The following is an 11908-nucleotide window of genomic DNA, read 5'->3' as shown; positions in this document are numbered from 1 at the left end:
GAACGTTTTTGTAAGTCTCTTACCAACCGATTCATTTTTTGGAAGGTGGAAGATAGAGGTACCATTCTCATGGATAATGTGACTTCTTGCAGATCTCTTACGATCTTGTGCAGATGTCTTGCTGCAGATCGAAAACCTTCTAACCTTAATCCTTCCAGTTCAGGATGATGGATCACGTTAGACTCTGCTATTACTAATTCTCCCATGAAATCCATGAGTTGATCTAGTTTGTCCGTAGTGATACGAATATCCTTCTTTTTTTCCACGGATTGGACTTCTTGAATAACTGGGTTAACTTCTGAAGAAGGAGTCGGAATTTTTTCCACGATTGCGGGTTTAGTCTCTTCTTCGAAAAATCCGAATCCTTTTGGAGCAGGTGGAGCTGCTTCTTCAAAAAATCCGAATTTGTTTTCTGGAGTAGTTTTTTCTTTTTCAGAATTCTTGGAAATTCGATCCAATTGTTCTTTAAGTTTATTTCGGATAACCTCGGTTTCATTTTCGAAACCGGAATCGGTCCTTTCTTCTTCCACTCGATCGAATATCCTGCGGAGAAGATCCAAAGTTTCCATCAGATCGTCGCTGAAATCGAACTCGGTAACTTTATCTTGATTTCTTAATATGTCTAGGAGCGTTTCACCCAGATGAGTGATCTTAACTACCGTTTCCAGTTTTAATAAACCGGAAGAACCCTTAAGAGTATGAAAAAAACGGAAGGCCTTGTTTAAAGTTTCCGGATTTCCTTGGCCTGTGGTTTCAATCTCCTCTTCTAATGTTAGAAGAGAAGTTTCTGCAGAGTCGATCAGGTCTCGGGCTTCCGAAACGAATTCCGAAAGAAGATGTTCTCGATCCATAGTTATACTTTGATTTCGCCGGAGTTTTCTTCTGAGCCGGAAGAATGTTCGGATTGGCTAGTTGCCTCAGATTCTTCTTCTATCAGCGGAAGGAAATTTTTCCCATTAGAACTTTTTTTAGGATCTTTTTTCGCGTTTCCGAATTGAGAAGCCGCATGTTTTAGATCGAAATGAGGAGCATGGAAATGTGACTTGATCGGTTGAGTTGTTTGAGAAATTCCTCTATCCTGTTTTTTTGATTTTCCTTTAGAAGCAGTTAATACTTCTTCTCTGATCTTAATCAGGGTTCCCATCACTTCCAAAAGAGTTTCTGCTTGTTCGTTCAATTCTTTCGCAGTGGAAGCTAACTCTTCCGACGCAGCTGCATTTTCTTGAGTTGCCTGGTCCAATTGAACCATCGCGGTATTGATCTGAGTAATACCTCTTGCTTGTTCGTCCGAAGAAACAGAAATTTCTTGGATCAATTTTGCAGTATTTTCTATACTCGGAACAATCTCTTCGATCAGTTTTCCTGCATCTTCCGCACGTTCTACTGAATCTTTAGAAAGCCCATTGATCTCTTGGGCTGCAATTTGGCTTCTTTCCGCAAGTTTTCTTACCTCATCGGCAACTACTGCGAATCCTTTTCCGTGTTTACCTGCTCTTGCAGCTTCGATCGCTGCGTTTAGCGCTAGCAAATTAGTTTGGTAAGCAATCTCTTCTATAATATTAACTTTGCCTGAGATCTTTTTCATGGCATTCAAAGTTTCTAATACGGATTTTCTGCCCTTGCTTGCATCTTTAGCAGAAGATTCCGCCATAGAGTTCGTCTCTTTTGCATTATGAGAGTTTTGCTCTATCGTAGAAGACATCTCTTCTACTGCTGCGGTCGTTTCTTCTAAACTGGCGGCTTGTTCGTTAGAGGATTGGCTTAAGGAGAATGCAGTTGCAGAAACCTGAGCTGCCGCAGAAGAAACTGAACCTACTACTTCTAACGCAGTATTTAGTGCCTTATTGACTGAAACTGTGATCCAGACGGCGGAAGCAATTGCGATCAAAGAAGAAATGATTGGGATAAGGATCATCAAGAAAGTGGTTTCTGCGTATAACTCATCTGTGCTCTTATTTGCATCATCCAATTCTTTTTGAGCGCGATCGATCATCTGGTTTAGAAAACCTTCCATCTTATCCAAGTGCGCTCTCAATTGTTTTTGAGAGATCTCTCTTGCTTCTACGTTTTTGTTGATGTATGCGAGATCTAAAACTTTTTTCAGGGTAGCTCTATAATCTTTTTCAACGATTCTCAATTCATCCATATTTCTTTTGCCTGCTTCTTGGAGAAGTGGATAGACGTCTGTTTCCAGTTGAGGTAAGAGTGCTAAATTGGTTTCCGTTTCGCCGATATACTTTTTCATATCTTCTTCTTCGGTGGAAAGGATGGTATTTTTTTCCGCTCGAGTGACTTTGAGTATTGCGGTCCTCATTGCTAAAAGCATAGTCGATTTTTTAGCGGAGACATTGACTGCTTTGGTAACTACTGCGTTAAAAGTATTTAAACGATATATGGCGAATCCTGCTACGAAGATCAACAGAACGACTACGGTTGAGAATCCTATGGTTAATTTGGCTTTGACGCTCATTCTTCTATCCTTGCTTTATTATAAAGTTCTTTTGTTTGGTTGTTTAGGCCGGAGTTCCAGTTTCAGGAAGTTTTTCATGTAGGACTTCCAACTCGTCGTCTCTCAGAAGTTTACGCACATCGAGTAGGATTTTGACTGAATTTTCTACTTTCCCAAAGGAAGCGATAAAACGATTTGCCTCTCCGTCTCCCATCTTTGGAGCAGGTTCGGTGTTTTCGGAAGGGATGCTTACTACTTCACGGACGGTGTCCACGATGAGTCCAAGACTTTCTCCTTCTATGTTTAAGATAATTACGCAGGTTTTTTCGGTATAAGGGATGGATTCCATGTGGAATCGTAACCTAACATCAATTAGTGGAACTACTTTGCCCCGGAGATTAGTTACTCCTTTGATAAATGCGGGCATATCTGGGACTTCCGTGATGGGTTGCATCCCAATGATCTCGATGATATATTTGATCTCTAATCCGTATTCTCTGTCGGCCAGTGAAAAAACTAAAAATTTATTCTCTAGTGCGTCTTCATCATCCGCTTCATCTTCTTCCAATAGAAGATCTATTTCGTTTTCTGCCATATTTATCCTCGATATTCTTTTTCGAGTAGTCTCTATACTCGAATAGAATTTGTTTTTTCTGTCTTGAATTCAACATAGCCCGTCGATTTTAGCACAAAGATCGCGAGCAGACATACTAAAATAATTTATTTCAAACGATTCTTGGAACCTTAAATTATGTCGGATTATTTGCGAAGTTTAGAGATCTCTTTTTTATCTATGTCGAAAGATCCGAATTTCGTTTTTTTAAACCGATCGATCTTTTGCGGTTTTATCTTTTGTAAGAACTAGACCGGCAAGATGTTCGATGGATAAAAAAATATTCCTAAATTATTTCTATTCTTTTTTGATTCCAGGCTTCCAAATTTTTCATAAGACGAACTTAATATATAAAAAACGAAACGGGCTCTAATGTATTAAGAAATAATTTCTAAATTCATTTTAAAAACTAGAGCTAAAGGATTACTTCATACCTTTTGTCATACTTTTTGGTAATCGCTTGTTCAAGTAGGCCGAGGTTCTATTTAGTATTTCAAGAAAACGTAAATAGATTTTCCGAAATTTCTTTTGGAATTTTCGCAAAAATATAATTTCACTTCCTTCTGAACGAACTGTTGTTACATTAGGTTGATTTTTAAAGTCGTATTAGAGTATACTATAACGCGGGCGGATTGTTTGGAATCAAATCGAGTCATTGAAGAAGAGGAAAAGATTCCGTCGGTGTTTGTTAATGTAGGAGAATGTTTATTTTCCCAAACTCCAGTTGCGATGAAAACCCTCTTAGGATCCTGCGTGTCAGTATGTCTATTCGATCCCTTCAATAGATTCGGCGGGATGAATCATATACTTTTGCCAGGAAAAGCGGGCATGGATGATTCTGCAAGATTTGGGATCAACGCCATGGAATTATTGATCAATGAATTCGTAAAGAAAGGAATTCCAAGAAGCCGTTTGCAGGCAAAGATTATCGGCGGGGGAAAGGTTTTAGGACTAGGCTCTAAAGGTGTTCCAATCGGCGAAAGAAACGTTGAGTTCGTGAAAGATTTTTTAAGATCGGAAGAAATTTCTGTTTCCGGAGAAGAAACCGGAGGCCAATATTATAGAAATCTACGTTTTTTCACTCATACTTTCGAAGTGTATGTAAAACGTGTACAGATCGATCTAGAGAAAAATATGATCGAGAAAAACGAAGCGGCTTATTTGGACAAATTACGGGAGAATATGCGAAAAAAAACGCCGACCACTTTCTTTTAATTTCGAACGAAAACTTAGAACGTTTAGAAATAAGTATCAGCGCCGCCCAGGAGAAACGATTGGATTCCCTCGTACGCAATTTATTAACACCTGCTATTCTTACCGAAGAAAACGGTAAAATTATAGAATCCAATGATAAGTTTGCCGAGTTGATAGGCAAAGAGTTGGATGCAACTTTTGATTATCATGATTGGATCCATCCTGTAGACAGAGAACATGAGGCTTCTTTATGGGAAAAAGATCCGAGCGTCAAACATTATGAAATGATAAAACGTCTTAAAAACACGGACGAGATTTACTTAGCCTATCATACTGTCACTTCCAGAACAACGGACGGAAATCTACTAACTCTATTTCTTCCGATGGAAACCAAACTTCCTTCTGATTTTAAGAATATTTCCATTCATCCTACCGGAGAAAGTGTGAAGAAGGCTGAAATAGAAATTTATCGAAAAGCCTTGGAGATCTTCGATTGGAAACAATCTCTCAAGGATAGGTATTCTTCCACTGCTTGGATGGACTCAGCTATCAAACAGATTAATATCACTTTGATGCAAGGAACAGGCGTAGGAAGTTTGATGAGTGTTCTTTCTATGATACTCTCAAAAGCGAAGAAAAAAGAAGGCGCAGAATTTGTGGAAATCCGCTCTAATCTTTTCGATCTTTTGCAAGACGGGGTAGCAAGCGCTTCCAGGTTTACTAAATTTTTATCTTCTGCGCAGGCACTTTTCGAGGAGAGCGAAACTCCTGAAGAAATAGGAACAGTCGCAGAATTTGTGGATGTATTGAGAGAGGTTATAGACGATATCAGGCCTTCTGTCCTTCTCAAGGATCAAAAGATCCTAGTATCAGATAATTTGCATATTCTCTCTAATCGTTTAAGATTCAAGAAAACTTGGATCTCTACCATTGCAAAAGAAGTTTTGATCAATGCATTAAAGTATTCTCCTGATAAATCCAGTGTTCTGATCCTGGTGCTTAGGATCGGAGATGAACTACAATTTAAGGTGATCAATGATCCTCCATTTGCAGGTTATATACAAGATTTTCATGAGGATCTTGTATTCGAACCTTTTTATAGAGGGGTCAAATTTATGGACGAACGTTTCGACCAAGAACAGTTCGGAATGGGCCTTGGACTTCCTGTAGTTAAGAAGTTAGTAGAATTGCAGAATGGAAAAGTGCATCTACAGACAATGAACTTAAATCTGGACGAAGCCAGAAAAGAAGGGATCTGTCTTACGATGCGTTTTCCAGTCATAGAATAGAAACTCGTTCTTCTAAACTTTTTGAGAAATGGGTAGATCCATTTCCATTAAGACCATAGTTTCTTCTACTTCATCCAAAAAACTTGTTACATTGAATGTGGAAATTTTGCCTTCATGGTTCGAGACTATTTTTTCTACCAAGGGTAGGCCTAATCCGTAATCCAAGGTAGGAATATCCTCGTGTACATATTTGGTTAACCTTGCAAATGGTTGGAATACAAACTCCGATTCTTCATTCGGGATACCTTTTTTAGTTCCACCTTCCGTTTTGGGGGAATTTAAAACAGAGATCAAAAGTTTTCTTTTTTTCAGAGTGAATAATACATAGATCGTTGTTTCCGGTTCAGAAAATTTGATAGCATTTAGAAGTAGTTCTTCGACTGCTTTTTTAAAACTTTCCTCATGAATACCCACAATCGCTCTTGAACTTACATATTTGTCTTCGCAGATCTTGATATGAAGTTTTTTGAACCTTGCAAGCTCGTATACGTTCTGAATTTCTTTCCTGAATAGATTGTGTATCTGTGAAATAGAATATTCTTCTTTGATCTGGGCGTTATGGATGAAATAATCCATTTCGTTAAAAATTTCTATAATCCTATTTGCAGTTTCTGCATTAGATACCAGCAGATCTATCAAAGTAGCTGGGACCTCGTAATAAGAGCCATTCTGCTTGGCTTTTTTTCGTATAAGTCCGATCGCAGATACCAATGCTCCAAAACCGGAACCCTGGCTTAAGGAAGTTCTAATATTAGAGATCAGATAGGCGCTTTTTGTCTGTAGATCTTTTCGGATCAGATCCTTACGAAATGAATTCCAATCCAAGTCTCCTTGGATTTTATTAAATCTTTCCGTTTCTAGATTATCTTGCAGAAGATCCAACTCCCAGTTTTCCTTAATATGCCTGAGGGTCTCCTTGATCTCTTTGGGAGAAGTTTCGTTAACATTGATACAGTCTAAGGCACCTAAACGTACTGCTTTTACTATAGTTTTAGTATCTGGGTTATCCAAACCTAAGATAAAAGAAGGGGACCTTTTGCCCGCAGAAAACTTTCGTGCCAATATTTCGAATTGAGAGATATCTAATTCGGAATAAACGATCCCAAAGTCCCTGTCGATTTTTAGATCTTCCAATATAGGAAAATAAAAAACCGTAAGACCAACTTCTTCAGAAATTTTGGTAATCAGTTCCGTTCTTTCAGAATCGGTCCCAACTAACAAAATATTTTTTTTAGTCCGGCTTTCTGATTTCCGAACATCCTTTTTTTCTATTCCAGCGTTCGTCATAGACGCGCTCCATCCAAAAGCATTCCCGAATATTCGGAAAATATCTATGTAATATATTTTTAATGAGCCATAACTCTAGAATAACGCAGAAAATTGAAATATTTAATTTTATGACTTTTGTATACTAAGATACCAGAAATGAAAAAAATGTTTTTCTAAATTATGTGTATCGGAGATTGCAAATTATTTCATCACAAAATCCTGATATCATAACACTTTTGGAGTATATTACGATTTTCGACTAAACAAAACGTGTTAGCTGAGGTGTTAGTTGAAAAATTAGAGAGGGTGTATAAAAATAAAAAACGCCGCTTTCCGGAGGGAAAACGGCGTCCTTAAAATTCGGTAAATTAGGAATTAAATTCTTTCGATCACGGTTGCAATACCCATTCCTCCGCCTATGCAGAGAGTAATGAGTGCGTAACGTTTATTCCTTCTTTCTAATTCGTCCAATGCGGTTCCGAGAAGGATAGCACCTGTTGCTCCCAGTGGATGCCCTAAAGCGATTGCTCCTCCGTTCACGTTGATCTTTTCCAAAGGAATTCCTAAGGTTTTTTGAGTGTAAAGAACGACTGATGCGAATGCCTCATTGATCTCCCAAAGATCGATATCTTCTACTTTTAGCCCTGCCATTTGGAGCGCTTTTTTAGAAGCAGAAACAGGTCCAGTCAACATGATGGTCGGGTCTTCTCCGGTAGCTACTGTAGAGAGTATTTTCGCCCTTGGTTTTAATCCGTATTTTTTGATCCCTTCGTCGTTTGCGATCAGAACGGAAGCTGCACCGTCCACGATCCCGGAAGAGTTTCCGAGTGTGTGGATATGATTGATCTTTCCTACATCAGGGTAGGATCTTAACGCGATCGCATCTAGTTCTCTTTCTCCAACTGTTTTGAAAACGGCACCTAAACCTGAAAGGAATGCGTAATCGGATTCGATACGAGGATTTTCATCAGTATCCACTACTGTTCCATCTTCTAATTTTACTGGAATAATCGATTTTTTGAACGCACCTTCTTTGATTGCCTTGTCTGCTTTCAATTGAGAAGACTCTGCGAATTTGTCCGCTTCTTCTCTGGTGATATTATATTTGGTTGCGATTAAGTCAGCAGAAATCCCTTGAGGGACGAGATTATAATGTTTTTGTATATTAGGATTTCCTATATTAAAATCCCTGTCTCCTAGATCTGCTCCCATTTTTACGCGGCTCATGGATTCTACTCCACCGCCCAATCCTACCGCCATAGCTCCCGACTGAACATGGTTTGCGATATTATTCACTGCTTGTAATCCGGATCCGCAGAAACGGTTTACAGTGTATCCAGGAACCGAATTTGGCCATTGCGCAGCCATGACCGCATAACGCGCGATACATGCAGCTTGGTCGTCCACTTGGGAAACACAACCTAATACAACTTCTTCTACAACTTCTGGTTTTAATCCGTTTCTTTCTTGGATTGCTAATAGAGTAGAGGCGGAAAGTTCTTGTGGGTGAACGGATGCAAGTGTTCCTCTTTTTTTACCTTTTCCTCTTGGGGTGCGAACCGCATCGATAACGTATGCGTTGGACATAGTATTTCTCCTATAACGAAAGCCGTTCGGTTATTCTTGAACTTATGTTCAAAAACGAAATATGCTTCCGGCTTGAGTTTAGAAGAAAGGGGGGAAAAGCAAGCTACTTCTTCTTATCCGAATATAACTTTATCAAAGACTCTGAAATACCAGCAGTCTCCTTTTAAATTTTCATAAAATCCATTATGGCCTCCATACTTTTGGATAAATATCCTAAGCTTGGAATTTTTAGGGATCTCATTAAATTCGTCGGGACGTATGATTGGGTCGTCTGCTGATGTAACTATAGTCAGATCTACTTTTAATTTTTCGAAATCCTTTGGTCCCAATGTATAAGAATTAAAATAATCATCAGTGTCTTTGAACTCGGATGAAGATGCTACAATCCTATCAGTCATTTGCATGACCGTTTTTCCTTTCATGATATTCGGATAGGGATGTAGATCAGGAAAATGTACATTCTTCTTAGCTAAGGATTGTCTCCATTTATCTAAAAAGTATTTTCCTATGATCAGTTTAGAGTCCATCATTTCGGTGGCGGACTTTGGGTGAAGTGGAGGACTAACAGCGATACAATGTTTTAAATTCGGGATACTCTGTTTATTTCTAGAATGTTCTCTCGCCACTCTGATCGTAAAGTTCCCGCCCATCGAGAACCCGCCTAGGTATACGGGGAGTTTATTTCCGAATTCTTTGGCAACTTTGCGAACAGCTTCGTAGGTCTCTCGTATTAAACTTCCGTTAAATGGTTCCGGATTCAGATGATGAGTATTTCCATGATCTCTTAGGTTCAGTCGGAAGATAGAAATTCCCTTATCATAAAATCTTCTGGAAGTCCTTTGGATATAATTTGAATCCATACTTCCTTCCCAACCGTGTATAAGCACAAGCAAGGCCTTGTTTTGTGGTGATTTGGAATAATGGCCTAATAATCGAACACCTTTGCCCGCATCTATTACAACTGGAGAAGCTGCTTTATCCATAGGATGATCGGGAGTATTCTGCCTCATTAAAGAAGCTAAAACTGTTTGAACAAAAGGATGTCTGAGATGAATGGGAGGTTTGAAGGGACGAAGGGTCTCCATGCCGACAATTTTCAGGATCAGGTTTTGTTAGACAAGCATTCGTTAGAGAAAATCGGTAAGAACTTTATACAATTGTTTTGGTTGGAATGGTTTGCCGATAAAACCTTCTATTCCATGTTGAGCGCATTTTTCATATGCTTCCGAAAAGGAACTAGCAGTGACTGCGACGATAGGAGTTTTTGCATTAAAAGAATTTAAAGCATGTATTGCATCCGCAGTATGATATCCATCCATTTCCGGCATTTGTAGATCCAATAGGATCAGATCATATTTCTTTTCATTCGTATCTAATAGTTTTAAAGCTTCTTTCCCGCTTAATGCAGAGTCGGATTGTATCCCTGTTTTACTCAAATGTTTGGCAAGTATCTTTACGTTGATTTCGTTATCATCTACGATAAGAACTGAGCTCGAAGAAAATGTAGGAACAGCTTCGGACTGGATCTGTGTTGGGTTAAAAGGAGTGTCAGTTTCAGTTTTTAAAGGAAGAATAATGGAAAATTCAGAACCAAGTCCATGTTCAGACTTCAAACGAATATCTCCTTTCATTCTAGAAGTCAGTTTTTTGACTATATAAAGTCCAAGTCCTACTCCTTTGTATTTGCGAGTATCTGCTAGATCTTCTTGGTGGAATGCATCGAAGATCCTCTGTCTAGCTTCTTCTTTAATTCCTATGCCCGTATCTTTTACTTTAAATAGTATAGAGTCTTTTCCTTCTAAATCTAAAGAAAGTGTAACAGATCCTTTGTCTGTAAACTTGATAGAATTTGTGATCAGGTTCAATACTATCTGTTCGATCCTGGTTCTGTCTCCCACGATTACTTTCGGAAATCTTTCAGAGATATAAATTTTGAATTCAATATTCTTTTCTAAAGCTTTTGGTTCTACTAATATTCGTATCAGATCAGTGAATGCTTTGATCTCAAAAGATTCTTCTTTTATCTCTATTTTTGCTGAATCCAAGGTGATTACTTGTAACAGGTCATCTATCAATCTAGATAGAATTTCTGTGGAATCGGAAAGGTCTTTTAAATATTCTTTTTGTTCTGAGTCCAATTCGGAACTTGCGAGAAGGGTTGCCATTCCGAAAATTCCGTTCAAAGGAGTTCTCATTTCATGAGAGATCATTCCTAAAAATTCGGACTTAGCCTTGTCGGCTTGTTCCGCTTTTTCTTTTGCTTTTTCTAAAGCGTGCTCAGATTCTTTTGCAGCAGAAATATCAGTATGAGTTCCTACAATACGGGCAGGTTGTCCATTTTCGTCTTCGATGATCAAAGCTCTAGAACGAATGAACATGTATTCCCCGGATTTCGTTTTAAATCTTAAAACCTTATCGAATCTCGCTGTTCCTTCTTCCTGATGTCTCTGGAAAGCAGAAAGTGCAATTCTTAGATCTTTAGGATGTACCAATTTTCTCCAGAGATGAACATCATCTGAGGAGATTTCTTCATCCGTATAGCCAAGCATCGTTTTCCATCTTTGCGAGAGGAAAAGTTGTTGGGTTTTCACATTATAATCCCAGTATCCATCATTGGAGGCAAGGTAGGTGAATTCTAATTGTTCTTTTTGTATTCTTAGCTGGTTCTCTACATTTCGAATTTCTGTAATATTCTTATTACTAATGAGAAGTCCTTCATAAACTCTGCTGATCTGTAAAAGATAAAATCCCGGATTTCCTTGAGAGTCCTTGATCTCATATTCCCTTTTCTCCGCATGTTGGGTGAGATATACATTCTTATATAGTTCAAATGTGCCTAATTCTAGATTTTGGGGGAATAGTTTGCATAAGTTCTTGCCGATCGCTATCTCTTTTGGCATTCCTATCTCCGCCTCGGCTGCGGGATTTAGGTCCTTATATAAAAAATCTGCAATGGATCCTTTTCCATCAAAAATAGGTTCCAGATAATAAACCGCGTCTTCGTTTCTATAAGCAGCTTCTCTGAAAATATCCTTCTCTTTGATTTCTTGGTTTAGATCTTTTGCGATAGAAATGGTCCAATCATCTTCGGGACAAATGATTGTGGAGTCATAATACTTTCTGGAAATCGCCGATTGACGAATCCCTCGCCATTCGGCACCTTTTTTGCTGATGGATTCGAAAAACTCGACAATTTCAGGATTAGTTTCTAATTCTTTCGGTCGGAGCTCCGTATACTTTTTACCTATTAGTGTGCTCTTCTCCATTTGTACGAGCTTTGCAGCTTGCTCGTTACAATAATACAATATCAAATCTACGATCTTGTTATTCTTATCTCGAATGATATTGTTCACATAGATGGAAGTCCCATCCGAATTTTCAAAAAACTTAATGAATGTAAGAATGTCTGCCGGGATCTCGTTCATCTTCGTAATAAGGACTTTTACATCAATATAGGACGGCGAAGATCCGGAAAAGGACCCGGAATTTCCGAGAGAAGGTAGTAAA

The 11908-nt window shown here is 38.6% G+C and carries 9 protein-coding genes; 2 read left to right on the top strand and 7 right to left on the bottom strand.

Going from position 1 to position 11908, the window contains the following annotated elements; all coding sequences use genetic code 11:
- The 3 genes from CH377_RS12970 to CH377_RS12960 all read right to left on the bottom strand — a co-directional run.
- On the bottom strand, positions 1-851 hold an 851-nt coding region (locus CH377_RS12970; protein WP_208859767.1), incomplete at its 3' end, for an Hpt domain-containing protein.
- Positions 852-853: 2 nt separating this feature from the next.
- Complete coding sequence (locus tag CH377_RS19970) at positions 854-2470, bottom strand: HAMP domain-containing methyl-accepting chemotaxis protein (protein ID WP_100724204.1); 1617 nt, start codon at positions 2468-2470, stop codon at positions 854-856.
- 43 nt (positions 2471-2513) lie between these two features.
- Positions 2514-3044 (bottom strand): chemotaxis protein CheW, encoded by a 531-nt coding sequence (locus CH377_RS12960; RefSeq protein WP_100724203.1) that lies wholly within the window; start codon positions 3042-3044, stop codon positions 2514-2516.
- 699 nt (positions 3045-3743) lie between these two features.
- Here CH377_RS12960 and CH377_RS12955 point away from each other — a divergent pair.
- Both CH377_RS12955 and CH377_RS12950 read left to right on the top strand, forming a co-directional pair.
- The gene (locus tag CH377_RS12955) at positions 3744-4277 is read left to right on the top strand and encodes a chemotaxis protein CheD (protein ID WP_243402049.1); all 534 of its coding nucleotides are present in this window, start codon (positions 3744-3746) and stop codon (positions 4275-4277) included.
- Between the two features lie 59 nt (positions 4278-4336).
- On the top strand, positions 4337-5545 hold the full coding sequence (locus tag CH377_RS12950; RefSeq protein ID WP_100724201.1) for a sensor histidine kinase: 1209 nt from the start codon (positions 4337-4339) through the stop codon (positions 5543-5545).
- A gap of 12 nt (positions 5546-5557) precedes the next feature.
- Here CH377_RS12950 and CH377_RS12945 read toward each other — a convergent pair whose 3' ends face one another.
- The 4 genes from CH377_RS12945 to CH377_RS12930 all read right to left on the bottom strand — a co-directional run bounded on the left by CH377_RS12945 (position 5558) and on the right by CH377_RS12930 (position 11826).
- Entirely contained in the window at positions 5558-6832 is a 1275-nt protein-coding gene (locus CH377_RS12945; RefSeq protein ID WP_100724200.1) for a sensor histidine kinase, read from the bottom strand.
- A 357-nt stretch (positions 6833-7189) separates the two neighbouring features.
- Positions 7190-8401 (bottom strand): acetyl-CoA C-acetyltransferase, encoded by a 1212-nt coding sequence (locus CH377_RS12940; RefSeq protein ID WP_100724199.1) that lies wholly within the window; start codon positions 8399-8401, stop codon positions 7190-7192.
- Positions 8402-8514: 113 nt separating this feature from the next.
- Positions 8515-9486, bottom strand: coding sequence for a YheT family hydrolase (locus CH377_RS12935; RefSeq protein WP_100724198.1), 972 nt, complete (start codon positions 9484-9486; stop codon positions 8515-8517).
- 42 nt (positions 9487-9528) lie between these two features.
- Complete coding sequence (locus CH377_RS12930) at positions 9529-11826, bottom strand: hybrid sensor histidine kinase/response regulator (protein WP_100724197.1); 2298 nt, start codon at positions 11824-11826, stop codon at positions 9529-9531.
- Between the last annotated feature and the right edge of the window lie 82 nt (positions 11827-11908).

Source organism: Leptospira haakeii, assembly GCF_002812045.1.
GTDB lineage: Bacteria > Spirochaetota > Leptospiria > Leptospirales > Leptospiraceae > Leptospira_B > Leptospira_B haakeii.
The sequence above is the reverse complement of the archived record's forward strand: the minus strand, read 5'-3'. Positions and strand labels throughout refer to the sequence as shown.

Excerpts from the sequence above, each read along its gene's own strand:
- CH377_RS19970 (WP_100724204.1), bottom strand. The coding sequence starts at position 2,470 with ATGAGCGTCAAAGCCAAATTAACCATAGGATTCTCAACCGTAGTCGTT.
- CH377_RS12960 (WP_100724203.1), bottom strand. The coding sequence starts at position 3,044 with ATGGCAGAAAACGAAATAGATCTTCTATTGGAAGAAGATGAAGCGGAT.
- CH377_RS12945 (WP_100724200.1), bottom strand. The coding sequence starts at position 6,832 with ATGACGAACGCTGGAATAGAAAAAAAGGATGTTCGGAAATCAGAAAGC.
- CH377_RS12940 (WP_100724199.1), bottom strand. The coding sequence starts at position 8,401 with ATGTCCAACGCATACGTTATCGATGCGGTTCGCACCCCAAGAGGAAAA.
- CH377_RS12935 (WP_100724198.1), bottom strand. The coding sequence starts at position 9,486 with ATGGAGACCCTTCGTCCCTTCAAACCTCCCATTCATCTCAGACATCCT.
- CH377_RS12930 (WP_100724197.1), bottom strand. The coding sequence starts at position 11,826 with ATGAACGAGATCCCGGCAGACATTCTTACATTCATTAAGTTTTTTGAA.